The organism is Streptomyces callyspongiae (assembly GCF_047200695.1).
Lineage (GTDB): Bacteria > Actinomycetota > Actinomycetes > Streptomycetales > Streptomycetaceae > Streptomyces.
Window position 1 is genome coordinate 150,244 of sequence record NZ_JBJZOM010000010.1, and the last position, 23,933, is coordinate 174,176.

The following is a 23,933-nucleotide window of genomic DNA, read 5'->3' on the forward strand; positions in this document are numbered from 1 at the left end:
GGAGCAAACCGGCCGCAGCCGGGCTCGCGAAGCCGAAGCTGCCGAGAACCTTGCTTACCCGCAGGTCAACAAGCTGTAATGCGCGAGGACGTACCGGGGTGAGGGACCGGGCGCCGGTGGACGTGGGCCGGTGCGGGTCGAAGCCCCGCGCGAGAACGAGAGCGACACGGTGGACACACACTCCGAACTGGAACAGCTCCTGAAGACCGGCCCGTTCCACGTCGCCCTGCGAGCAGCCATCAAGGCGCGGGGACTGGCACTGCACCGTATACAGCACCGACTGGCCGAACGCGGCATCCGCGTCGGGGTCACGAGCCTCAGCTACTGGCAGCAGGGCAGCCGCCGCCCGGCACGCCCGGAGTCGATCCGTGCCGTCACCGTGCTCGAACAGGTACTGGACCTCCCCCAGGACACGCTGACCCGCCTGCTGCGGGAGGCGGCCACCGCAGAGCAGCCGACCGCGCGCCCTTACCGGTCCCTGGTGGATGCGGCCGATGCGCTGCAGCAACTGCTCGCCGAACTCCAGGCCCCCGCCGATGGCGGTGTCCACACCGTGCTGCACGTCGAACGGGTGCGGACCGGGCCCCGCAGGGAGCTGGCGGCCCGCCACTCCGAACAGGTGGTCCGCGCGCATCGGGACGGCGTCGACCGGTACGTCGCCATCCACTACGGCGACCCGGGGTGCGACGTGGCCGGGGTGCGGCTGCACCCCGGCGAGAACTGCCGCCTCGGCAGCATGCGCCGCCACGCGCCCACGGGCCTCGTCGCCGCGGAGCTGCTCTTCGACGCGCGCCTGCGGGTGGGGGAGACGCACATGTTCAGCTACACCTTCGAGGACGGCACGGCCGGCCGATGCGACGAGTACGTGCGCGGATTCAGCTTCGGCGGTGGCCAGTACGTGCTCCAGGTCGCCTTCGACGACGCCGCGCTGCCGATGCGGTGCCGCAGCTTCGCCCGTACCGCCCCCGGCGCCCGTCCGACCGGAGTGCGTGAACTGCCCCTGACGGGCCCGCACCGCACCGTGCACCTCGTCGATCAGGAAGTGAAACCGGGCCTCCTGGGCATCGCCTGGGACTGGCACTGAGATCCCGCGGCCCCTCGGCCCGGTGTCCGTCAGCCACCGGACGCCGAGCCGGGGCCCGGAGCGCTATCCCCGGGGCCCCGCGACCAGATGACCGTTCCGAACACGCACCGGCACGGCGGGCAGTGACCTCCGGGCCGGTCCGCGGACGGCCGTGCCCGAATCCACGGCGAACCGGCTGCCGTGACAGGGGCACCTGCCCTGCCCGTCCTCGACGCTGTCGAGGACGCATCCGGCGTGTGTGCAGACCGCGCTGAAGGCGTGGAACTCGCCCTCCGACGGCTGGGACACCAGGAGCCGTTGCTCGCGGAAGAGTTTCGCCCCACCCACCGGAACGGCCGTGGCAGGGCCCAACTCCACCGGCGCCGTCGGCGTGGTGGAGGTCTCGGGCCCACCCGAGGAGGAGCAGCCGGCGGCAGCGGCGCCCAGCCCTGCCAGCGCCGCGCCGCACAGCAGAGCGCCCCGCCGGGAAACCGCGGGCCCACCGCCGGGGGTGGGGCGATCGTCGACGTCCACGCCTGCACGCCCGTGCGGGCCGGTCACTTCCGGGCCCCTGCCCTGCCGCGGCCGGAGGAGCTGCGCGGCTTCCGGGAAGCCGGCACCGAGGCGTCGCTCACCCGGTCGCCCAGGATCTCCCGCAGGAACTTCCCGGTATGGCTGGCCGGGACCGCCGCGACCTGCTCCGGCGTTCCCTCGGCGACCACCAGGCCGCCGCCGCTACCGCCTTCCGGACCCATGTCGACGATCCAGTCCGCGGTCTTGATGACGTCGAGGTTGTGCTCGATGACGATGACCGAGTTGCCCTTGTCGACCAGCCCGGACAGCACGCCGAGCAGCTTGCGGATGTCGTCGAAGTGGAGACCGGTCGTCGGCTCGTCCAGCACGTACACCGTGCGTCCGGTGCTGCGCTTCTGCAGCTCGCTCGCGAGCTTCACCCGCTGCGCCTCTCCGCCGGAGAGCGTCGGGGCGGGCTGCCCCAGCCGCACGTAGCCGAGGCCGACGTCGTGCAGGGTGCGCAGGTGGCGGGCGATCGCCGGGACCGCCTCGAAGAAGTCGAGCGCTTCCTCGATGGGCATGTCGAGAACTTCGGCGATGCTCTTGCCCTTGTAGTGGACCTCGAGGGTCTCCCGGTTGTACCGCGCGCCGTGGCACACCTCGCACGGCACGTAGACGTCCGGCAGGAAGTTCATCTCGATCTTGATCGTTCCGTCGCCGGAGCAGTTCTCGCAGCGCCCGCCCTTGACGTTGAACGAGAAGCGGCCCTGCTGGTAGCCGCGGACCTTGGCCTCGGTGGTCTCGGCGAAGAGCTTCCGCACCCGGTCGAACACCCCGGTGTAGGTGGCCGGGTTGGAGCGGGGCGTCCGGCCGATGGGGGACTGGTCGACATGCACGACCTTGTCGACGAGGTCGTCCCCCTCGACACGCGTGTGGCGGCCGGGGACGGTCTTGGCGCCGTTCAGTTCCCGCGCCAGGTGCGTGTAGAGGATGTCGTTCACCAGCGTGGACTTGCCCGAACCGGACACACCGGTGACCGCGCTCAGCACTCCCAGCGGGAAGCCGACATCGATGTTCTGCAGGTTGTTCTCGCGGGCACCGCGGACCGTCAGACGCCGCTCCGGATCCACCGGCCTGCGCTCGCCCGGAGTGGGGATCTGCTTCTTGCCCGCGAGGTAGTGCCCGGTGATCGATTCGCCGTTGGCCAGCAGCCCGCCCAACGGTCCGCTGTGCACGACCTTGCCGCCGTGCTCACCGGCACCGGGGCCGATGTCGACGATCCAGTCGGAGGTCCTGATGGTGTCCTCGTCGTGCTCCACCACGATCAGGGTGTTGCCCAGATCCCGCAGGCGCACCAGCGTCTCGATCAGGCGGTGGTTGTCCCGCTGGTGCAGGCCGATCGACGGCTCGTCCAGCACGTACAGCACGCCGACGAGCCCCGAACCGATCTGCGTGGCCAGGCGGATGCGCTGCGCCTCGCCGCCGGAGAGGGTGCCTGCCGCGCGGTTCAGCGACAGGTAGTCGAGGCCCACGTCGACCAGGAAGCGCAGCCGCTCGTTGACCTCCTTGAGTACCCGTTCCGCGATGGTCTTCTCGCGGGCGTTCAGTTTCAACTCCCGCAGGAATTCGGCGCAGTCGCTGATGGACATCGCCGAGACCTCCGCGATCGACCTGCCGTGCAGCGTGACCGCGAGCACGATCGGCTTCAGCCGCGTCCCCTCGCAGGTCGGACAGGGCACCTCGCGCATGTACCCCTCGAAGCGTTCCCGGCTGCTGTCGGTCTCCGCCTCCTGGTGCCGCCGCCGCACGAACGGGACCGCGCCCTCGAAGGCGGTGGTGTACGCCCGCTCCCGCCCGTAGCGGTTGCGGTAGCGCACCTCGATGCGTGTGCGGTGGCCGTTCAGCAGCGCCTTTCGGGCCCGCTGCGGAAGCCCCGCCCAGGGGACGTCCGTGCGGAAGCCCAGCGAGTCGGCGAGGGCACCGACCAGGCGCCCGAAGTAGTCCCTGGTGTGGCCGTGCGACCAGGGGTGGATCGCGCCTTCGTCCAGCGACTTGTCCTCGTCCGGAACGATCAGCTCCGGATCGACCTCCATGCGGGTGCCGATGCCGGTGCACTCGGGGCAGGCGCCGAACGGTGAGTTGAACGAGAACGAGCGCGGCTCCAGCTCCTCGAACGACAGGTCGTCCCGCGGGCAGTACAGGTGCTCCGAGTACATCCGCTCGCGCTGCGGATCCGTCTCGTCCAGGTCGACGAAGTCGAGGATCACCATGCCGCCGGAGAGACCGAGAGCGGTCTCCACCGAGTCGGTCAGCCGGCGCTTCGCGCTCTCCTTCACCGTGAGGCGGTCGACGACCACCTCGATGGTGTGCTTCTCCTGCTTCTTCAGCTTCGGCGGGTCCGAGAGCTGCACGGTGCGCCCGTCGACCCGGGCGCGACTGTAGCCCTTGGTCTGCAGCTCCTTGAAGAGGTCGACGAATTCCCCCTTGCGCTCGCGGGCCAGCGGCGAGAGCACCTGGAAGCGGCTGCCCGGCTCCAGCCCGAGCACCTTGTCCACGATGGCCTGCGGCGACTGGCGGGCGATCGGGTCCCCGCACTCCGGGCAGTGCGGCTTCCCGATCCGGGCGAACAGCAGCCGGAGGTAGTCGTAGACCTCGGTGATGGTGCCGACCGTGGACCGCGGGTTGCGGGAGGTCGACTTCTGGTCGATCGACACCGCCGGGGACAGGCCTTCGATGAAATCGACGTCGGGCTTGTCCATCTGCCCGAGGAACTGCCGGGCGTAACTGGACAACGACTCCACGTAGCGCCGCTGTCCCTCCGCGAAGATCGTGTCGAAGGCCAGGGAGGACTTGCCCGAGCCGGAGAGCCCCGTGAACACGATGAGCGAGTCACGGGGGAGGTCGATGGAGACGTTCTTGAGGTTGTGCTCGCGAGCGCCTCGGACGTACAGACGGTCGGCCACGCCGGTTGAGACCTTTCGTGCGGGAGGTATGGGCGCCAGCCCACGAATCCCAGGGTATGGGGAGCGCCGCAGTGGTGTGCTTCGGATGCCGCACAGCGAGCCTATAGCACGTGCATTCGATTTTCGTCGCCGCCGGACGAGCTTCACCCCATAGTGTGAGGCCGATACGTTGGGGCCATGACGACTCCGGTACCCCAGGAAGACTGCGCGGCGCTCAGCGCCGCCACCGCACGCCTGCTCGACACCGTCTCCGGGCTCTCGGACGCGGACGTCACCGCTCCCTCGCGGCTGCCGGGATGGACCCGCGGCCACGTGCTCGCGCATCTCGCGCGCAACTCCGACGCATTGATCGAGGTGCTGGCCGGCCGCCCGATGTACGCGAGCGCCGAGGCCCGCGACGCCGACATCGCCGAAGGGGCGCCACGGCCCGCCGCCACACAGCTCGCGGACCTGACCTTCACCGCCCACCGCCTCGACGGCGCCTTCACCGCGCAGCCGGACGGCGAAGCCGGATGGCAGCGCACCATCGAACTGCGCAACGGCGTGACCGACCTGGTCGCCGGCATCCCGTGGCGGCGGTGGATCGAGGTGGAGCTGCACCACGTCGACCTGGGAGCGGGCTACGGACTCGACGACATCCCCGAGGAGTTCGTCGGCCGCGAGATCGCCAACCTGGCGAAACGCTTCACGGGCCACCCCGACCTGGGCGTCGGCATCGAGCTGCGCAGCGAGGACGGGCAGTCGTGGCGCACCGGCACGCCGGACGGCGAACCCGTCGTCGTCACGGGCCGGCCCGCGGACCTCCTGGGCTGGATCAGCGGCCGCGGCGACGCGACCGCCCTGACCGCCTCCGCCGAGCTCCCGGTGCTGCCCACCTTCTGAACCCGGACCACCCCCGTGCGGTGGCGTGCTGCGCCCCGCACGGGAGGTGCTGCCGTCCGCCTGCACGTGACGTGCCGGGGTCTGCCGCACCGTCGCCGCGCGGCACTAGGCTGGCGCCATGGCATACAGCGGAGCGGTGAAGGTCGGCGGTCCCGCCGACGTGCACGAATTGGCCGATCTGATGATCTCCAAGGTCGCCGTCGGCCCGATGGACAACAACGCGTACCTGCTGCGCTGCCGCGCCACCGGCGAGCAGCTCCTGATCGATGCCGCCAACGAGGCGGACACGCTGCTGCGGCTCATCGGCGACGACGGCATCACCGCCGTGGTCACCACCCACCGCCACGGCGACCACTGGCAGGCCCTGGAAGAGGTCGTCCGCGCCACCGGCGCCCGTACCTACGCCGGACGGTTCGACGTCGAGGGCATCCCCGTGCCCACCGACGTACCGCTGGCGGACGGCGACACCGTCAGGGTCGGCGAGGTGGAGCTCACCGTCCGCCACCTCACCGGGCACACCCCCGGCTCCGTCGCGCTGGTCCACGACGACCCGCACGGTCATCCGCACCTCTTCACCGGCGACTGCCTGTTCCCCGGCGGCGTCGGCAACACCTTCGGCGACGCCGCGGCGTTCGGACAGCTGCTGCACGACGTGGAGACCAAGCTGTTCGACCGGCTGCCCGACGAGACCTGGGTGTATCCCGGGCACGGCGCCGACACCACGCTGGGAGCCGAACGCCCGCACCTCGCGGAGTGGCGCGAGCGCGGCTGGTGACCGTGCTGACGCACCAGGCACCGCCACGTTCGACCCCGACGCGGAGGTCGACGCGGAGGGGAGCGGCACGACGAACGGCGGGTCCACCGGCGAAACCTCGACCGACTGCACCCCGGCACTCCGGGCGATGACGCCGTAGGCCGGAGTACCGGCCGACCGGACACATCGGTTTGCTAGTTTCAGCACCAACGCCCGACGAGACGCGCCGTACCGGGCGGCCGCCCGCACGCAGGCCCCCCAGCGACGTGACCGGCCGAGGCAAAGACGACGCACCCCCGCTCACCCGACACGGAGGTGCCCGTCATGGCCTGGATCATGCTCACCGTCGCCGGACTGCTCGAGGTCGGCTGGGCGATCGGCCTCACCTGCACCGAGGGCTTCACCCGGCTGTGGCCCAGCGTGCTCACCGTCGCCGGCTTCGCCGCCAGCATGCTGCTGCTGGCCCAGGCCACCCGCACCCTGCCGATCGGCACTGCCTACGGCGTGTGGGTCGGCATCGGTGCGCTCGGAGCAGCCCTCGTCGGCATGCTCGTACTGGACGAACCCGCGACCGCGGCACGGATCTTCTTCATCGGTCTGCTGCTGGTGGCAATCGTCGGCCTCAAGGTCACCTCGGGCCACTGACCGCCCCGAGCCCGCCACCGCCGGCCGCAGTACAGGCCTGTGGAGTCCTCGAGTCCTGCGGCCGCTCCGGGGCCGCCGCATGCGGGTCACGCTCCCGCATCAGCACGGAGAAGTCCCGGAACTCAGGTGCCGCACCGGCCACCAGTGCTGTTGGCGGAGCGGCAGGCAGCGGACCAGTACTCATGACGTCCGGACACGCACGGGCGACCATTAGGCTGTGACACATGGCCGACCCCTCCAGCTATCGACCCAAGCCGGGACAGATCCCCGACTCGCCGGGGGTCTACCGCTTCCGCGACCCGCACGGTCGCGTGATCTACGTCGGCAAGGCCAAGAGTCTCCGTTCCCGGCTCGCCAACTACTTCCAGGATCTCGCGGGCCTCCACCCGCGTACGCGGACGATGGTCACCACAGCCTCCTCCGTGGAGTGGACCGTCGTCGGGACCGAAGTGGAGGCGCTGCAGCTGGAGTACTCCTGGATCAAGGAGTACGACCCCCGTTTCAACGTCAAGTACCGGGACGACAAGAGCTATCCGTCGCTCGCCGTCACTCTGGGCGAGGAGTTCCCCCGGGTCCAGGTGATGCGCGGCCCCAAGAGGAAGGGCGTGCGCTACTTCGGCCCGTACGCCCATGCCTGGGCCATTCGGGAGACCGTCGACCTGCTGCTGCGCGTCTTCCCTGTGCGCACCTGCTCCGCCGGTGTGTTCAAACGCAGCGCGCAGATCGGACGCCCCTGCCTGCTGGGCTACATCGGGAAGTGTTCCGCTCCCTGCGTCGGCCGTGTCACGCCCGAGGAACACCGCGAACTCGCCGAGGAGTTCTGCGACTTCATGGCCGGGAGGACGGGAACGCATCTCCGGCGCCTGGAGAAGGAGATGCAGCAGGCCGCCGAGGAGATGGAGTACGAGCGGGCCGCGCGCCTGCGCGACGACATCGGGGCGCTGCGCAAGGCGATGGAGAAGAACGCCGTCGTCCTCACCGACGCCACCGACGCCGACCTCGTCGCGCTCGCCGAGGACGAACTCGAGGCGGCGGTGCAGATCTTCCACGTCCGGGGCGGCAGAGTGCGCGGACAGCGCGGGTGGGTCACCGACCGGGTCGAGGAGGTCGGCACCGCCGAACTCGTCGAGCACGCCCTCCAACAGCTCTACGGTGAGGAGACCGGGGACGCCGTGCCCAAGGAGGTGCTCGTCCCGGAGCTCCCCGACCCGGTGGAGCCGATAGCGCAGTGGCTGTCCGGCCACCGCGGTGCCGCGGTGAACCTCCGGGTGCCGCAGCGCGGCGACAAGCGGGCCCTGATGGAGACCGTGCAGCGCAACGCCCAGCAGGCCCTCGCCCTGCACAAGACGAAGCGCGCGTCCGACCTGACGACGCGCTCCCGGGCCCTGGAGGAGATCGCGGAGGCGCTGGAGCTCGACTCCGCTCCGCTGCGGATCGAATGTTTCGACGTCTCCCACCTCCAGGGCGACGACGTCGTGGCCTCCATGGTCGTCTTCGAGGACGGACTCGCCCGCAAGGGCGAATACCGGCGGTTCCAGATCAAGTCGTTCGCCGGACAGGACGACGTACGGGCCATGCACGAGGTGGTCGGCCGCCGCTTCAAGCGGTACCTCCAGGAACGGCAGCGCACCGGCGAATGGCCGGAGGGCGAGGAGGACGAGCACCGCGACGAGGACGGCCGTCCGAAGCGGTTCGCCTACCCGCCGCAGCTCCTGGTGGTCGACGGCGGTGCCCCGCAGGTCGCTGCCGCCCGCCGCGCCCTGGACGAGCTGGGCATCGACGACGTGGCGGTCTGCGGCCTGGCGAAACGGCTCGAGGAGGTGTGGCTGCCGGACGACGACGACCCGGTTGTGCTCCCCCGGACGAGTGAAGGTCTGTATCTGCTGCAGCGAGTGCGCGACGAGGCCCACCGCTTCGCCCTCACCTACCAGCGCAGCAAACGCTCGAAGGCGCTGAGGGCGAGCCCGCTGGACGGCGTGCCGGGCCTGGGGGAGACCCGCAAGCAGGCGCTGATCAAGCACTTCGGCTCGGTGAAGCGGCTGCGCGCCGCCACCGTGGAGCAGATCTGCGAGGTGCCCGGTGTCGGGCGCAGGACCGCCGAGACCGTCGTGGCGTCCCTGGCCGGGGCGGCGCCGGGCGGGGCCGCCGTGAACACCGCCACGGGTGAGATCGTGGAACACGACAACCGCTGACGGCGCCGGGCCACCGGCGGACGCGCGGAACGGCGAGGCCGGGGGACGGCGAGCATGGAAGCAACGCACGAGACACTCGGAGACGGAGGACAGGTGGCCACGGGCACCGCGGCGGAGACCGAGGACGGCACGACGCCGGAACTGGTGATCATCTCGGGAATGTCCGGGGCGGGCCGCAGCACGGCTGCCAAGTGCCTGGAGGACCTCGGCTGGTTCGTCGTCGACAACCTTCCTCCCGCGCTCATCCCCACCATGGTCGACCTGGGGGCCCGCTCCCAGGGCAACGTGGCGCGCATCGCGGTGGTGGTCGACGTGCGGGGCCGCCGCTTCTTCGACAACCTCAAGCAGTCCCTGGCCGAGCTGGACGCCAAGGAGGTCACCCGCCGCACCGTCTACCTGGAGGCGTCCGACGACGCCCTCGTGCGCAGGTTCGAATCCGTGCGGCGCCCGCACCCTCTCCAGGGCGACGGCCGCATCGTCGACGGCATCTCCGCCGAACGGGACCTGCTGCGCGAGCTGCGGGGCGATGCCGACCTGGTGATCGACACCTCCAGCCTCAACGTGCACGAGCTGCGCGCGAAGCTCGATGCCCGGTTCGCCGGCGAGGAGGAGCCCGAGCTGCGGGCCACGGTCATGTCCTTCGGCTACAAGTACGGGCTGCCCGTCGACGCCGACCTGGTCGTCGACTGCCGCTTCCTCCCCAACCCCCACTGGGTGCCGGAGCTGCGGCCCTACACCGGCCTGAACGAGGAGGTCTCCGGATACGTCTTCAACCAGCCCGGCGCCAAGGAGTTCCTCGACCGCTACGCCGAGTTGCTCCAGCTCATCGCCGCGGGCTACCGCCGGGAGGGCAAGCGCTACGTCACCGTCGCCGTGGGCTGCACCGGTGGGAAGCACCGGTCGGTCGCCATGTCCGAGAGACTGGCGGCACGCCTCTCCCACGACGGTGTGGAGACCGTCGTCGTGCACCGGGACATGGGACGTGAGTGATGCCGCGTAGGACCGTCCGCCTCCGCCGCTTCGTCGGCGGTCACGTCGCCCGGCGGGGCACGCAGCCCAAGGTCGTCGCGCTCGGGGGTGGCATGGGCCTGTCCGCCTCGCTCACCGCGCTCCGGCGGATCACGGGCGACCTCACCGCCGTCGTCACCGTCGCCGACGACGGCGGTTCGAGCGGCCGCCTCCGCGACGAGCTCGGCGTGCTCCCGCCGGGCGATCTGCGGAAGGCTCTCGCGGCGCTCTGCGGGGACGACGACTGGGGACGCACCTGGGCGGAGGTCATCCAGCACCGCTTCGAGAGCCGCGGCGACCTGCACGAGCACGCCGTGGGGAACCTGCTCATCGTGGCCCTGTGGGAGCAGCTCGGCGACCACGTGCAGGCACTCGACCTGGTGGGCAAGCTGCTCGGTGCGCACGGCAGGGTGCTGCCGATGTCCGCGGTGCCGCTGGAGCTCACCGCGACGGTGCGGGGCCACGACCCCGCCGCCCCGGACACGGTGGATCTCGTCCGGGGCCAGGCCACGGTGGCGCTGACCCCGGGTGAGGTGCAGCAGGTCCACCTGGTGCCGTCCGACCCGCCGGCCGTGGAGGAGGCGCTGGCAGCGGTCCTGGACGCGGACTGGGTCGTGGTCGGTCCCGGCTCCTGGTTCTCCTCGGTGATCCCGCACCTTCTGGTGCCCGAACTGCTCCAGGCGCTTCAGGAGACCAGGGCGCGCCGTGTCCTGTCACTCAATCTGGCACCCCAGCCGGGCGAGACGGAAGGTTTCTCCCCGCAGCGTCATTTGGAGGTTTTGGCACGACACGCACCTAAACTCGCCTTTGACGCGGTGCTGGCCGACCAGGACGCCGTGCCGGACGAGCAGACCCTGCGGGAAGCCGCGGAGCAGCTCGGGGCAGCGGTCGAACTGGCGCCGGTGGCAGCCGCCGGGGACTCCGCCCGGCACGACCCGGAGCGGCTGGCGGCCGCGTACGACCGTATTTTTCGGATGCATGGAAGGATCGGCCCATGGCGATGACGGCAGCGGTGAAGGACGAAATCTCCCGGCTCCCCGTCACCCGGACCTGCTGCCGGAAGTCGGAGGTCTCGTCGATCCTTCGGTTCGCGGGCGGGCTCCATCTGGTGAGCGGGCGCATCGTGATCGAGGCGGAGCTGGACACGGGCATCGCGGCCCGGCGCCTCCGCAAGGACATCCTGGAGATCTTCGGACACGCCTCCGACCTGGTGGTCATGGCTCCCGGCGGGCTCCGCCGCGGGTCCCGCTACGTGGTGCGCGTCGTCTCCGGCGGCGACCAGCTCGCGCGGCAGACCGGGCTGGTCGACAGCCGCGGCCGCCCGATCCGCGGCCTGCCGCCGCAGGTGGTCTCGGGGGCCACCTGTGACGCGGAGGCCGCCTGGCGGGGCGCGTTCCTCGCCCACGGGTCGCTCACCGAGCCCGGCCGGTCCTCCTCGCTGGAGGTCACCTGCCCGGGCCCGGAGGCGGCGCTGGCCCTGGTCGGTGCCGCCCGGCGGCTCCAGATCCCCGCGAAGGCCCGGGAGGTCCGCGGCGTGGACCGGGTCGTGGTCCGCGACGGCGACGCGATCGGCGCGCTCCTCACCCGGCTCGGCGCACACGAGGCCGTGCTGGCCTGGGAGGAGCGCCGCATGCGGCGGGAGGTCCGGGCGACGGCCAACCGGCTCGCGAACTTCGACGACGCGAACCTGCGGCGTTCCGCGCGCGCCGCGGTGGCCGCCGGGGCCCGGGTGCAGCGTGCGCTGGAGATCCTCGGCGAGGACGTCCCCGAGCACCTGGCGGCGGCGGGCGCACTGCGGATGGAGCACAAGCAGGCGTCGCTGGAGGAACTCGGCGCGCTCGCGGACCCGCCTCTGACCAAGGACGCCGTGGCGGGGCGCATCCGGCGGCTGCTCGCGATGGCGGACAAGCGCGCCTCCGACCTGGGCATCCCCGGAACCGAGTCCAACCTCACGGAGGAGATGGCGGTCTGACGCCGCCCGTGCGTCCGCACCGTCCGGCCCCGGTCGGGCGGTCGCGCTGCCCGGTGCCGGGCGTTCGGCGCGGTTCCGGCGGTCTTGCGGAGTGAGACGCACCGTCCCGTCCCTACGCCCCGTGCCCCGGGTGCGCGGTAGGGTCGGCAGTGGTCGGGGACGTCCCACACATCATCGCCGGTGCTCGTGCCGGCGTACCAACGAGGAGATCGGTTCGTGACGATCCGCGTAGGAATCAACGGCTTTGGCCGCATCGGTCGCAACTACTTCCGCGCACTCCTTGAGCAGGGAGCGGACGTCGAAGTCGTCGGCGTCAACGACCTGACCGACAACGCGACCCTGGTGCACCTGCTGAAGTACGACAGCATCCTCGGCCGCCTGCAGCAGCCCGTCAGCCACACCGACGACACCATCACGGTGGGCGACCAAACCTTCCGCACGATGGCGGAGCGCGACCCGGCCCGGCTGCCCTGGGGCGAGCTCGGCGCCGACATCGTCATCGAGTCCACCGGCATCTTCACCAAGCGCGAGGACGCCGCCAAGCACCTCGCCGCCGGCGCGAAGAAGGTCCTCATCTCGGCTCCGGCCAAGGAGGAGGACATCACGGTGGTCATGGGCGTCAACCAGGACGACTACGACCCCGCCCGCCACGACGTCATCTCCAATGCCTCCTGCACCACCAACTGCGTGGCCCCGATGGCGAAGGTCGTCGATGAGAACTTCGGCATCGTCAAGGGCATGATGACGACCGTCCACGCCTACACCAACGACCAGCGCATCCTGGACTTCCCGCACAAGGACCTGCGCCGGGCGCGGGCGGCGGCGGAGAACATCATCCCGACCTCGACGGGCGCCGCGAAGGCCACCGCCCTGGTCCTGCCGCACCTGAAGGGCAAGCTCGACGGCATCGCGATGCGCGTCCCGGTCCCCACCGGCTCCGTCACCGACCTGGTCATCGAACTCGACCGCGAGGTCACCCGGGACGAGGTCAACGACGCCTTCCAGAAGGCCGCCGAGGGGCAGCTGAAGAACATCCTCGAGTACACCGAGGACCCGATCGTCTCCTCCGACATCGTCAACTGGCCCGCGTCCTGCACCTTCGACTCGTCGCTGACGATGGTGCAGGGCAAGCAGGTGAAGATCGTCGGCTGGTACGACAACGAGTGGGGCTACTCCAACCGCCTCGTGGACCTCACGGTCTTCGTCGGCGGCAAGCTCTGACCGACGGCGGCTCTCCCACGGAGCAGCGCACCGGAATGTGACAGGGCCGGGGCTCGCGGAGCACCAGAAACCGCTCCGCGGGCCCCGGCGCGTACGACGCGGGCCGCCGCGGCGGCCCGGCACGAGGAGTCCAACGAACGATGAAGACGCTCGACGATCTTCAGCCGGCGGGGAAGCGGGTCTTCGTCCGCGCCGACCTGAACGTTCCGCTCGACGGGAGCACCATCAGCGACGACGGCCGTATCCGGGCCGCCGTCCCCACGATCCGCCGGCTGGCCGACGCCGGGGCACGCGTGGTCGTCGCCTCCCATCTGGGACGCCCGAAGGGGGCGCCCGACCCGCAGTTCTCCCTCGCGCCGGTGGCAGCTCGGCTCGGGGAGCTGCTCGGCAAGGACGTCGCCTTCGCGGCCGACACGGTCGGGGACGAGGCCCGGGCGGCCGTCGCCTCCCTCGCCGACGGCGACGTGGCACTGCTGGAGAACCTCCGCTTCAACGCGGGGGAGACCAGCAAGGACGACGCCGAGCGCGGCGCGTTCGCCGACGAACTCGCCTCCCTCGCCGACCTCTACGTCGGTGACGGCTTCGGGGCGGTCCACCGCAGGCACGCCTCGGTGTACGACCTTCCCGCCCGCCTCCCGCACGCCGCCGGCGGCCTCATCGCCACCGAGGTCGGCGTGCTGCGTAAGCTCACCGACGACGTCCGCCGCCCGTACGCGGTCGTTCTCGGCGGAGCGAAGGTCTCGGACAAGCTCGGCGTCATCGAGCACCTGCTGGAGAAGGCCGACCGCATCCTGATCGGCGGCGGCATGGCGTACACCTTCCTCAAGGCCCAGGGCCACGAGGTGGGCGGTTCGCTGCTCCAGGAGGACCAGATCCCGGCCGTGAAGGACTACCTCGAGCGGGCCGCGGAGCGCGGCGTGGAGTTCGTGCTCCCCGTGGACGTACTGGCCTCGGCCGGCTTCCCGGACCTTCGGGCCAAGGCACCCGTCGACCCCGTCGCGTTGCCCGCCGACGCCATCCCGGCAGACCTGCAGGGACTGGACATCGGCCCGGAGAGCCGGAAGCTGTACGCCGCGAAGCTGGCGGACGCGGCCACGGTCTTCTGGAACGGCCCGATGGGCGTCTTCGAGCACCCCGACTTCGCCGAAGGCACCCGCGCGGTGGCGCAGGGGCTCCTGGACAGCCCGGCCTTCACCGTCGTCGGCGGAGGCGACAGCGCCGCAGCGGTACGGCAGCTGGGCTTCGACGAGAACGCCTTCGGACACATCTCGACCGGAGGCGGCGCCAGCCTCGAATACCTCGAGGGCAAGACCCTGCCCGGCCTCGACGCGCTGGAGGACTGAGGCCCCGCGCGACACGCGCGAAGCCGCCCGCCGGCGGACCACCACGAATCCCGCGCTCCCCCGCCGCACGGGCGGAGCAGCGAACAAAGGACAGCACGTATGAGCACCCGCACGCCCCTGATGGCGGGCAACTGGAAGATGAACCTCAACCACCTCGAGGCCATCGCCCACGTCCAGAAGCTCGCCTTCGCCCTCGCCGACAAGGACTACGACGCCGTCGAGGTCGCCGTCCTCGCGCCCTTCACCGACCTGCGTTCGGTGCAGACCCTGGTCGACGGGGACAAGCTGCGCATCGGGTACGGCGCCCAGGACGTCTCGGCGCACGACTCCGGCGCGTACACCGGCGAGGTGTCCGCCCCGATGCTGGCCAAGCTGAAGTGCACCTATGTCGCCGTCGGGCACTCCGAGCGGCGGCAGTACCACGGCGAGGACGAGGCCGTCTGCAACGCCAAGGTCAAGGCCGCCTACAAGCACGGTCTGACGCCGATCCTGTGCGTCGGCGAGGGGCTGGAGGTCCGCAAGGCCGGCAACCAGGTGGCGCACACCCTGGCGCAGCTCGACGGGGCGCTCGACGGCGTCCCCGCCGAGCAGGCCGAGACCCTCGTCGTCGCCTACGAGCCGGTGTGGGCCATCGGCACGGGCGAGGTCGCCACCCCCGAGGACGCGCAGGAGGTCTGCCACGCGCTCCGCGTCCGGCTCGCCGAGCTGTACGACCAGGGCGTCGCCGACAAGGTCCGCATCCAGTACGGCGGCTCCGTGAAGTCCGGCAACGTGGCGGCGATCATGGCGCAGCCCGACGTCGACGGCGCCCTCGTGGGCGGCGCGGCCCTGGACGCGGACGAGTTCGTCCGGATCGTGCGTTTCCGCGACCAGTGACCGAGCGTCCCGCGGGTGGCACCGTGGTGACTCTCCGTGGTGCCGCCCCGGGGTGCCGGGGTACGAGTGACGAACGGTGACCGCTCGTCGTACCCTGTCGGGGGACTGGGAAGGTGACAACCCGGCCCCCGCAACAGTCAGGAATCTTCCGCTCACCGTCCGAGAGAGTTGGTCCAGCCGTGGTCTTGGGGTTCTCTATCGCCCTCATCGTCTTCAGCCTGCTGCTGATGCTGCTGGTGCTGATGCACAAGGGGAAGGGCGGCGGCCTCTCCGACATGTTCGGCGGCGGCATGCAGTCCTCCGTCGGAGGGTCCTCGGTCGCCGAGCGCAACCTGGACCGCATCACCGTCGTCGTGGGCCTCGCCTGGTTCGGCATCGTCGTGGTGCTCGGCCTGCTCATGAAGTTCGGCAACAGCTGACCGTGGCGCACTGCTGACAACGGGCCGCCCCTCCTGCCTATCATGTGGCTCCGCGACCGCGGCCGGTGCGGTCGTCCCGCCCGGCCGTCGGAAGCGCGTTGGTGCTACGTGACAACCAGGGCGCCCGCGGCGGAGCGACACCTCCACGTTCCGCGGCACCGTGAGGCAGGGAGTACGACCGTGGCAAGTGGCAACGCGATCCGGGGCAGCCGGGTCGGGGCGGGGCCGATGGGAGAAGCCGAACGGGGCGAGTCCGCGCCGCGGCTCCGCATCTCCTTCTGGTGCTCGAACGGGCACGAGACGCAGCCGAGCTTCGCCGGGGATGCGGACGTCCCGGAGACCTGGGACTGCCCCCGCTGCGGTTTCCCCGCCGGCAAGGACCGGGAGAGCCCACCGGACCCGCCGCGCACCGAGCCCTACAAGACGCACCTCGCCTACGTGCGGGAACGCCGCAGCGACGCCGACGGCGAGGCGATCCTCGCCGAGGCGCTCGCCAAGCTGCGCGGCGAGGTCTGAGCAGGTCGGGCGGGTCCCTGCGCTCCCGCCCGGAACGGAAGCCGGACACCGCCCGTCCGTCGGATGAACACCGTGTCACCTCCCCGCCACGCGCCCCTGTCGGCTGCGCGGCGGGGACACCGATCCCGTAGGTTGGTCGTGGCGTGGGCAACCGACGAGAACGAATGGGCTGACTGTGCAGACACATGGAGACGGCGCGGCGCCGCGCACCCGGCTCGACCGGATGCCCGAGTGGCAGGCATTGGCCGCACACCGCGAGCAGTTCGGTGACACGCACCTCCGCGACCTGTTCGCCCAGGACCCGGAACGCGCCGAGCGGTACGCGGCCCGCGTGGGAGACCTCCACGTGGACTTCTCGAAGCAGCTGGTCACCGACGAGACGCTGCGGCTGCTGCGCGCACTGGCCGCGGCGGCCGACGTCGCCGGCCTGCGGGACGCGATGTTCCGCGGCGAGCACATCAACATCACGGAGGACCGCGCCGTCCTGCACACCGCACTGCGTGCCCCTCGCGACGCGGTGGTCGAGGCCGACGGCGAGAACGTCGTGCCGAAGGTGCACGCAGTCCTCGACCGCATGAGCTCCTTCGCCGAGGCCGTGCGCGACGGCAAATGGGTCGGCCACACCGGCCTGCCGATCCGCACGATCGTCAACATCGGCATCGGCGGGTCCGACCTCGGCCCCGCCATGGCCTACGAGGCGCTGCGCGCCTACACCCGCCGCGACCTCGACGTGCGCTTCGTCTCCAACGTGGACGGCGCCGACCTGCACGAGGCGCTGCGCGACCTGGACCCGGCGACGACACTGTTCGTCGTCGCCTCCAAGACCTTCACCACGGTCGAGACCCTCACCAACGCGCACGCCGCGAAGCGATGGCTGCTCGACAGCCCCGGCGCCGACCACACCGCCGTCGCCATGCACTTCGTCGCGCTGTCGACGAACTCGGAGAAGGTTGCCGAGTTCGGCATCGACACCACCCACATGTTCGAGTTCTGGAACTGGGTCGGCGGCCGGTACAGCTACGACTCGGCCATCGGCCTGTCACTGATGATCGCGATCGGCCCGGACCGGTTCCGTGAGATGCTCGACGGCTTCCGCCTGGTCGACGAGCACTTCCGCACGGCACCCCCCGAGGAGAACGTGCCGCTGCTGCTCGGCCTGCTCGGGATCTGGTACGGAGGCTTCTTCGACGCCCAGTCGCACGCGGTCCTGCCCTACTCCCACTACCTGTCGAAGTTCACTGCCTACCTGCAGCAGTTGGACATGGAGTCCAATGGCAAGTCCGTCGACCGCTCCGGACGTCCGGTGGACTGGCAGACCGGACCCGTGGTGTGGGGCACGCCCGGCACCAACGGGCAGCACGCCTACTTCCAACTGCTGCACCAGGGAACCCGACTGGTGCCGGCCGATCTGATCGGCTTCGCTCGTCCCGTCCCCGAACTGGGGGAACTCGCCGCCCAGCACGACCTGCTGATGGCCAATCTCTTCGCCCAGGGCCAGGCCCTCGCCCTCGGCAAGACCGAGGAGGAGGTCCGTGCGGAGGGCGTGCCCGAGGCGCAGGTCCCGCACCGCGTGTTCCGCGGGAACCGGCCCACGACGACGATCCTGGCCTCCGAGCTCACCCCGTCCGTGCTGGGCCAGCTCATCGCCCTCTACGAGCACAAGGTCTTCGTCCAGGGCGCGATCTGGGACATCGACAGCTTCGACCAGTGGGGCGTCGAACTGGGCAAGGTCCTCGCCAAGCGCCTCGAACCCGCACTGACCGAAGGCGCCGCCGTGGAGGGCCTCGACGCGTCCACCGCGTCCCTCGTCGCCCGCTACCGGTCGCTCCGAGGACGGTAAAGCGCTGCGTACCCGGAACTGCCGGGTCTGTGCTGAACGTACGGTCCCGACCCGGCAGGCGAACGGACTGCACCCGTGCGAGGGCCATCGTTCACCGCTTCGGAACGCATTCCCTCGTGGGAGCATGCGTCGATGTGCAACTCCCTGAGTGTGCTGGGAACATGTGGCGCTTGGCCGGAGGCGGGCCGGGCAGCCAGCGGTTTCCTGCTGGAGACCCAAGGTTTTCGCCTGGTCATGGACCTCGGCTATGCGACGCTGCCCCGGCTCCTGGCGCGATGTACGGCGAGCGAGCTCGATGCCGTCGTCATCACCCACGAGCACCCGGATCACTGTGCGGATCTCAGCGCCCTGTGCCGAGCGTTGCTCCACGGCGGCGGGCGGCGGGACCGTGTGCCGCTGTACTGCCCTGCGGGAGTGCTCGGAAGAGTGCAGGCGATGGAGCCGACCGAGGACCTGCACGGGGTCTTCGATGCGCGCCCGCTGCCCGGCCGTTACCAGGTCGGACCCTTTCTTCTGGACGGACGGTTCCTTCCGCACCACGTGCCACACGCGGGAGTGCGCTTGACGGGCCCCGATCTGAGCGTGGCGTACACGGGCGACGCCGGCGCCGACCACGTGCTCGGCGAACTGGCGGCTGGGGCGGATCTGCTGATCGCCGGAGCAACACTGCAGGGTGCGGCCGCCGACCCCTACCTCCTCAGCGCCACTCAGGCCGGCCGGTGGGCCGCGTGCGCAGGAGCGGCGCGCCTGATGCTGACGCACTTCTGGCCCGGGGCCGACCGTGGGCAGTCCGTTGCGGAGGCCGGTGTCGTCTGCAGCGGGGAGATCCTGACTGCGGACGAGGGAATGGTGCTCACCCTGTGACGCGCATGCTGTTCAGCGTGCTGCGCACGGTCGTGCACGGTTCGATTCCGCGTGAGCCCCGGCTCTCTCCTCGACGACATCGCCCGAGGGCGAGGCTCCCTTCGCCATACCGAGTATCCCCACGATCAGAGCGATCGGCCCGGCGATGGCGAACACCCTGGCGACGGCCCGTTGAAAGCCGACGCTCATCGGTATCGGCCCGCCTCTGCCGAGCGGTAGGGACTGCCGGAACAGCCGGTGCGAACGGTCCGCGGCTCCACGGAAATTCGTGGCGATCACCCAGCCGAAGCTGCCGGCTCCCAGCCCCCACACCACCGAGAACAGTCCCGCTCCGCCGCCGACCCCTGCCCTCACGCATCCCTTCGTCTGCGTTTCTCCGTGCCGTGCGGCCCGGTACGCTCGGCGGGAGGCGGCCGTCATGCCAGGCCCGGGCAATGCGGAGGCGCGGTGCGGTGCCGGAGACCGACCGGGAAGCCGAGTGCGAAGCCCCGAACCCGCCCTCGCCGTTCCGGATCTGCACGTGGTGATGTGCTGTGCGGTGTGCACGGTCACCTGTGCGCGGTGCTGAGCTGCAGTGTGACGAGGGGAGTCGAACCCCCGCGCTGCTCTCCGCACGCCAGGAGTGAGCCGGAAGACCGCCGACCCTCGGTGTGTGCACGCCTCCGGAACAGCTACCTGCTGCACTCGGCTCGGTGAGTCATTCCAGCAGATCGACCTCCCAATTCGTCCGTTGGATCCGCATGTCCAGTTCCCTGATGTCTCTGGCGAGTTCGTCGGCCCGGGCCCGCAGCTCCGCTACCGGAAGAGCGGCCAGCATCGTCAGTTCCGAACGCATCTGGCGTGCAATGCCGCGCTCGCCCTTCCCGGCGGCCGCGTCCGCCGCTGCGGAGACCAACGAGTGACGGAGCCGCAGCACGTCCCGGCGTGCGAGTGCATCCGTGAGGGTCCCGTCATCGCCCATGTCCACCGTGGCGTTCGTGCGGTTGATCCGCCGAATGAGCATCTCCAACTCGTCGAGCACCTCGTGGGTCCCGTCGAGCAGCCGGGCCGCGTCCTCCGCCGGTTCTTCACCCTCCTGGTACCGGGCTGCGCTCACGATGCGTGCGCGGAGCTGCTCCACGCGCCGTGTCGCGTCGGCTCTCCACGCCAGACCCTCGGCCAGCTTCATCTCCCACCTCCGGTGCGGTTGTCCTCGTTCAGCACGTGCTCGTGCCGGTCCGGCCGTCGTTCGACCTCTCCCGACCGCCGCACCTCACTCCGCCCCGCCGCCGAAGGGGCCGCCGGTGCCGAAGGTCCGTTCGGCGAAGCGTTCTCCGACGCGCCGGTGGGTGGCGGCGTCCGGGTGGAGGCCGTCGGGCAGCGGCAGTTCCGCGAAGTCCGCCTCGCCGTAGAGCGCGCGGCCGTCGAGATGATGCAGGTGGCGATCGTCGGCCGACCGCTGCTGCACGATCCGCGCCAGTTCCTCGCGCACGGTTGCCAGCGTCAGTCTTCCGGAGGCGCGTTCCGCCGGGTCGCCCGCGGCCCGGAACCGGAGCCGTCCGGAACCGAGTGCGCTCAGATCCGGGGCGGTGGGCCCCGGGGTGTCCTCGTGGAGCGGGCACAGCAGCGGCGAGATCACCAGCAGCGGCGTGTCCGGGTGCCCCTCCCGGACAGTGTCGAGGAAGGCATGGACCGCGGAGGTGAAGGCCCGCAACCGCATCGCGTCGGTGTTGACCAGATTGATGCCGATCTTGATGCTGACCAGGTCGGCAGGGGTGTCGCGCAGCGCGCGGGCGGTGAATCCGTCGAGCAGAGCGCTCCCGCCCAGGCCCAGATTCACCAGGTCGACCCCTGCCGAGCAGGCCGCCAGAGCGGGCCAGGTCGTGCTGGGCGAGGCGGCGTCGGACCCCTGGCTGATGGAACTGCCGTGGTGCAGCCACACGCGCCGGCCGTCCTGCGGCGCCGGTTCGACCGGAGCGTCGGAGCGCAGGGCGACGAGCTGTGTCGTCTCGTTGTGCGGCAGCCAGATCTCCAGGTCCTTCTCCCGGTCCGGCAGGTCGGCGAACCGGAGCGTGCCGACGGGGCCGGGGCGCGTCCCGGCCGAACCTGTCGCCATGTCGATCGTCAGGGTGTTGCCTCCGGACACGGAACCCCGGTCCGTCAGGACACCGTCGACACGGAGGTCGTAGACCCCGTCCGGCCGGGGCGGGGCACCCCGGTAGGCCGTCTTCGTCGGCAGCGTGTCCAGCTCGACGACGGTGGCCCGGGTGCGGAGGGCCAGCCGGACCCCGGACGGCTGCGCCTCGGCCAGCGCCAACTGCCCGTCGGTGCATTGTGCCCGGGCCCGCGCCGGGAGCCGGTGCGGCAGCACACCGTGCTCGGTGTGTTCCACTTCGAGTGCACCCCGCAGCAGCGTCTCCGTGACGGGAGTGGTGATGCCGGGTGCCCCCGCGGTGCGGGCCGAGGTGCGGTCGTACCGGGTGGTCATGCGCCGATCCTGTCAGCGGGTCGCCGGATCCGCACGCGCTTTTCCTCCGGTGCCCGGCATCCCGACCGGGGGCGCCGCCTACTCCCTCGGGATGAAGCAGCGTCTCGGTGTCGCGGCCGCTCTGCTGAAGGATCCCCGTCTGCTGATCCTCGACGAGCCCACCAACGGGCTGGACCCGGGCGGCATGGCGGACATGCGGGCGCTCATCCGCACCCTGGGCGCCTCCGACTGCACGGTGCTGCTCTCCAGCCACCTGCTCGGCGAGGTGCAGCAGATCTGCGACCGGGTCGGAGTGCTCTCGCGGGGGACGGTTGGTCGCGGAGAGCACGGTCGCGGAACTCCGCGGCGGGACGGTTCTGCACGTGGCGGCCGAACCGCTCGACCGGGCGGAGGAAACGGTGACCGGACTGCTCGGAGCCGGGCGTGTGGAGGTGGTCGAGGGCGGGCTCGACCTGAGCGTCGGAGCGGAGCGTGCGGCGGAGATCAACGCCTTGCTGGTGCGGGAGGGCGTCGCCGTCGGTGAACTCCGCACCAAGGAACGGGACCTGGAACAGGTGTTCTTCGAACTGACCGGAGAGGTGACGGGCCATGTGGGGTAGCAGCATCGCGGAAATGACGAAGCTGGTCCGCCGGCCGGCCCACTGGGCCCTGCTGGCCGTGGCGGTGGCGCTCGGTCTGACGTTCGGCTACTTCATTCCGCTCGCGGGCGTCACCGGCGCCGCGCAGGGCGTGCCGAACAGCGAGCGCGGTCTGGACGCCATCCTGCCGGGAGAGCTGGTCGGCAACTCCCTGGGCGGACTTCCGGTCTTCCTGGGTGCGATCCTGCTGGTCCTCGGTGCGCTCGCGATCGGCGGGGAGTACGGCTGGGGCACGTGGAAGACGGTGCTGACGCAGAACCCGTCGCGGCTCGCCGTCCTCGGCGGAAAACTGGCCGCGCTCGCCGCCGCCGCGCTCGGGTTCGTGGTGACCCTCTTCGTCACCGGTGCCGTCACCAGTGCCGCCATCGCGGCGGCCGAGGGCGAGCCGATCGCGTGGCCGTCGGCCGCCGACCTCGTCGTCGGTCTGGGTGCGGGGTGGCTGATCGCCCTGATGTGGGCCGCCCTGGGGGCGCTGCTGGCGGTGGCGCTGCGCGGGCTGGCACTGCCGATCGGCCTGGGACTGGTGTGGGTGCTGGTCGTCCAGAACCTCGTGATCTCGCTCGCGGCCCCGCTGCTGGGCTGGGTCGATGCTGCCAGGCTCTGGCTGCCCGGGGACAACGCCGGATCGCTCGCTGCTTCCCTCGGGGCGCAGGCCGACACCCCCGGTGTGGCCGAACTGGCCGGCTCCGGCCGGGCGACGCTGATGGTCGCCGCCTACGCGTGCGTCTTCGCCGGGCTCGCGGCGTGGCTGCTGCGCCGGCGGGACGTTCTCTGACGGCCGGATAAGCGCGTCGGTGGTGCACCGATCCGCCCGGACTGCCCACGGGGCGGTCCGGGCGGATCGGCACTCGCCGCCGTCCCCTCAGATGTGGGGGACGGCGAGCTTCCGCCAACTCGTCGGCCCCGGGATGCCGTCGGCGTCGGAGCCGGAGTAGCCCAGCTTGCGCTGCCAGGCGGCGTAGGAATCCCGGTCCACCTGCGTCCAGTGCGGACCGGGGCCGACCCGGTAGCGTCCGCAGCCCTCGGCGACCAGACGCCGGCCCATGTGGGTGATGACGCGGCTGGTTTGCCCGATGTGGAAGAAGTCCGCCCCGGGGTACGGCTGGTACCGCGGCTGCGTAGGGCCCTCGGGGTCCCGGCCGAGGCGGTCGGCGACGCGCCTGCGCATGTCGATCATGCGGAAGCCGCGGGGATCGACCTTGCCGGGCTGCCACTCGTGGTGCCCGATCACGGACCGCTCGTTCCAGCCGTAGGCACGGCAGATCGCCGCGGACGCCTTCTCGATGGCCTCGAGCTGGGCGGACGGCCACGGGTCCTCCCCGTCGCCCATGTTGATGCACTCGAAACCGTAGAAGCGGGCGTTGCCGTCGGTGTTGGCCTCGTTGTCCCGGGGGAGGGACGGCAATTCGCGGACGACGGCGCGCAGCACGTCGTCGTCGCCGAGCCCCGCGTGGTTGGCGCGGCCGTTCCCGACGAGGTGCACCGCGCCGTCCTTGGCGATGACCCCGTGGCACAGCGGCCCGGGCAGCGTCGAGTGGCCCTCGTAGCACAGCCTCACCGTGGCGTCCGTGCCGCGGGTGACGGTGTGATGGATCATCACCCCGTTGATGGGGCCCCAGGCGCCCTTGTGGTTGCGGTTGTGGGTACGCCAGTCACGGTATTCGTGGACCTCCAGTCCTTCGTTCCGCAGAATCTCGAGGAAGCGCGAGGCACTCAGGGGTGTCGCCATGCGGGTCTCCCTTCCCAGCGACGCGGCA

Annotated in this window: 22 protein-coding genes and 1 pseudogene; 18 read left to right on the forward strand and 5 right to left on the reverse strand. The window is 71.0% G+C overall.

Translation table 11 applies throughout. The features are described from left to right. The first annotated feature begins 130 nt into the window (after positions 1-130). Positions 131-1,084 (forward strand): hypothetical protein, encoded by a 954-nt coding sequence (locus tag ACL06G_RS12180; RefSeq protein ID WP_412835875.1) that lies wholly within the window; start codon positions 131-133, stop codon positions 1,082-1,084. A gap of 63 nt (positions 1,085-1,147) precedes the next feature. Here ACL06G_RS12180 and ACL06G_RS12185 read toward each other — a convergent pair whose 3' ends face one another. Together ACL06G_RS12185 and uvrA are read right to left on the reverse strand one after the other, a co-directional pair. Next, positions 1,148-1,597 carry a QcrA and Rieske domain-containing protein gene (locus tag ACL06G_RS12185; RefSeq protein ID WP_412786721.1) on the reverse strand — a complete coding sequence of 150 codons (450 nt, stop codon included), beginning with the start codon at positions 1,595-1,597 and terminating at the stop codon, positions 1,148-1,150. 23 nt (positions 1,598-1,620) lie between these two features. Next, the gene (uvrA, locus tag ACL06G_RS12190; protein WP_412786678.1) at positions 1,621-4,539 is read right to left on the reverse strand and encodes an excinuclease ABC subunit UvrA; all 2,919 of its coding nucleotides are present in this window, start codon (positions 4,537-4,539) and stop codon (positions 1,621-1,623) included. A gap of 177 nt (positions 4,540-4,716) precedes the next feature. Between uvrA and ACL06G_RS12195 the strand changes: the two genes are divergently transcribed. From ACL06G_RS12195 to ACL06G_RS12260, 14 genes are all read left to right on the forward strand, one after another. Next, on the forward strand, positions 4,717-5,421 hold the full coding sequence (locus ACL06G_RS12195; RefSeq protein WP_412786677.1) for a maleylpyruvate isomerase family mycothiol-dependent enzyme: 705 nt from the start codon (positions 4,717-4,719) through the stop codon (positions 5,419-5,421). 118 nt (positions 5,422-5,539) lie between these two features. Beyond that, positions 5,540-6,196 carry an MBL fold metallo-hydrolase gene (locus ACL06G_RS12200; protein WP_412786676.1) on the forward strand — a complete coding sequence of 219 codons (657 nt, stop codon included), beginning with the start codon at positions 5,540-5,542 and terminating at the stop codon, positions 6,194-6,196. Between the two features lie 303 nt (positions 6,197-6,499). Beyond that, on the forward strand, positions 6,500-6,820 hold the full coding sequence (locus ACL06G_RS12205) for a DMT family transporter (protein ID WP_412786675.1): 321 nt from the start codon (positions 6,500-6,502) through the stop codon (positions 6,818-6,820). A gap of 224 nt (positions 6,821-7,044) precedes the next feature. After that, positions 7,045-9,012: an excinuclease ABC subunit UvrC gene (uvrC, locus tag ACL06G_RS12210; protein ID WP_412835876.1), complete on the forward strand. Its 1,968-nt coding sequence runs from the start codon at positions 7,045-7,047 to the stop codon at positions 9,010-9,012. 54 nt (positions 9,013-9,066) lie between these two features. Next, a complete protein-coding gene (gene rapZ, locus ACL06G_RS12215; RefSeq protein ID WP_412786673.1) occupies positions 9,067-10,002 on the forward strand; it encodes an RNase adapter RapZ in 936 nt (311 codons plus the stop codon). Continuing rightward, positions 10,002-11,024: a gluconeogenesis factor YvcK family protein gene (locus tag ACL06G_RS12220; protein WP_412786672.1), complete on the forward strand. Its 1,023-nt coding sequence runs from the start codon at positions 10,002-10,004 to the stop codon at positions 11,022-11,024. The genes rapZ and ACL06G_RS12220 overlap by 1 nt, the downstream gene beginning before the upstream one ends. Further along, a complete protein-coding gene (whiA, locus tag ACL06G_RS12225) occupies positions 11,015-11,992 on the forward strand; it encodes a DNA-binding protein WhiA (RefSeq protein ID WP_412786671.1) in 978 nt (325 codons plus the stop codon). The genes ACL06G_RS12220 and whiA overlap by 10 nt, the downstream gene beginning before the upstream one ends. Positions 11,993-12,208: 216 nt before the next feature. Further along, positions 12,209-13,213, forward strand: a complete 1,005-nt coding sequence (gene gap / locus ACL06G_RS12230; RefSeq protein WP_412786670.1) for a type I glyceraldehyde-3-phosphate dehydrogenase — start codon at positions 12,209-12,211, stop codon at positions 13,211-13,213. Positions 13,214-13,353: 140 nt separating this feature from the next. Further along, positions 13,354-14,556, forward strand: coding sequence for a phosphoglycerate kinase (locus tag ACL06G_RS12235; protein WP_412786669.1), 1,203 nt, complete (start codon positions 13,354-13,356; stop codon positions 14,554-14,556). A 99-nt stretch (positions 14,557-14,655) separates the two neighbouring features. Continuing rightward, positions 14,656-15,432 (forward strand): triose-phosphate isomerase, encoded by a 777-nt coding sequence (gene tpiA / locus ACL06G_RS12240; RefSeq protein ID WP_412786668.1) that lies wholly within the window; start codon positions 14,656-14,658, stop codon positions 15,430-15,432. Between the two features lie 179 nt (positions 15,433-15,611). Beyond that, a complete protein-coding gene (secG, locus tag ACL06G_RS12245) occupies positions 15,612-15,851 on the forward strand; it encodes a preprotein translocase subunit SecG (protein ID WP_412786667.1) in 240 nt (79 codons plus the stop codon). A 228-nt stretch (positions 15,852-16,079) separates the two neighbouring features. Continuing rightward, entirely contained in the window at positions 16,080-16,367 is a 288-nt protein-coding gene (locus ACL06G_RS12250) for an RNA polymerase-binding protein RbpA (protein ID WP_412786720.1), read from the forward strand. Between the two features lie 175 nt (positions 16,368-16,542). After that, positions 16,543-18,207, forward strand: a complete 1,665-nt coding sequence (gene pgi / locus ACL06G_RS12255) for a glucose-6-phosphate isomerase (RefSeq protein WP_412835877.1) — start codon at positions 16,543-16,545, stop codon at positions 18,205-18,207. A 132-nt stretch (positions 18,208-18,339) separates the two neighbouring features. After that, positions 18,340-19,071 carry an MBL fold metallo-hydrolase gene (locus ACL06G_RS12260; protein ID WP_412786665.1) on the forward strand — a complete coding sequence of 244 codons (732 nt, stop codon included), beginning with the start codon at positions 18,340-18,342 and terminating at the stop codon, positions 19,069-19,071. A gap of 697 nt (positions 19,072-19,768) precedes the next feature. Here the strand turns inward: ACL06G_RS12260 and ACL06G_RS12265 are convergent. Beyond that, positions 19,769-20,239: a DIP1984 family protein gene (locus ACL06G_RS12265; protein WP_412786664.1), complete on the reverse strand. Its 471-nt coding sequence runs from the start codon at positions 20,237-20,239 to the stop codon at positions 19,769-19,771. An 84-nt stretch (positions 20,240-20,323) separates the two neighbouring features. Beyond that, complete coding sequence (locus tag ACL06G_RS12270) at positions 20,324-21,538, reverse strand: GDSL-type esterase/lipase family protein (RefSeq protein WP_412835878.1); 1,215 nt, start codon at positions 21,536-21,538, stop codon at positions 20,324-20,326. On the opposite strand from ACL06G_RS12270, the pseudogene ACL06G_RS12275 reads away from it, so the two are divergent. From ACL06G_RS12275 to ACL06G_RS12285, 3 genes and pseudogenes are all read left to right on the forward strand, one after another. Next, a pseudogene (locus ACL06G_RS12275) lies at positions 21,537-21,779 on the forward strand (ATP-binding cassette domain-containing protein); the annotation flags it as partial. The gene ACL06G_RS12270 and the pseudogene ACL06G_RS12275 sit on opposite strands and share 2 nt — an antisense overlap. A 121-nt stretch (positions 21,780-21,900) precedes the next feature. After that, on the forward strand, positions 21,901-22,137 hold the full coding sequence (locus tag ACL06G_RS12280; RefSeq protein WP_412786724.1) for a hypothetical protein: 237 nt from the start codon (positions 21,901-21,903) through the stop codon (positions 22,135-22,137). Positions 22,138-22,150: 13 nt separating this feature from the next. Further along, on the forward strand, positions 22,151-22,951 hold the full coding sequence (locus ACL06G_RS12285) for an ABC transporter permease (RefSeq protein WP_412786662.1): 801 nt from the start codon (positions 22,151-22,153) through the stop codon (positions 22,949-22,951). Between the two features lie 87 nt (positions 22,952-23,038). Here the strand turns inward: ACL06G_RS12285 and ACL06G_RS12290 are convergent, their stop codons facing one another. Next, the gene (locus ACL06G_RS12290) at positions 23,039-23,905 is read right to left on the reverse strand and encodes a peptidoglycan-binding protein (RefSeq protein ID WP_412835879.1); all 867 of its coding nucleotides are present in this window, start codon (positions 23,903-23,905) and stop codon (positions 23,039-23,041) included. Between the last annotated feature and the right edge of the window lie 28 nt (positions 23,906-23,933).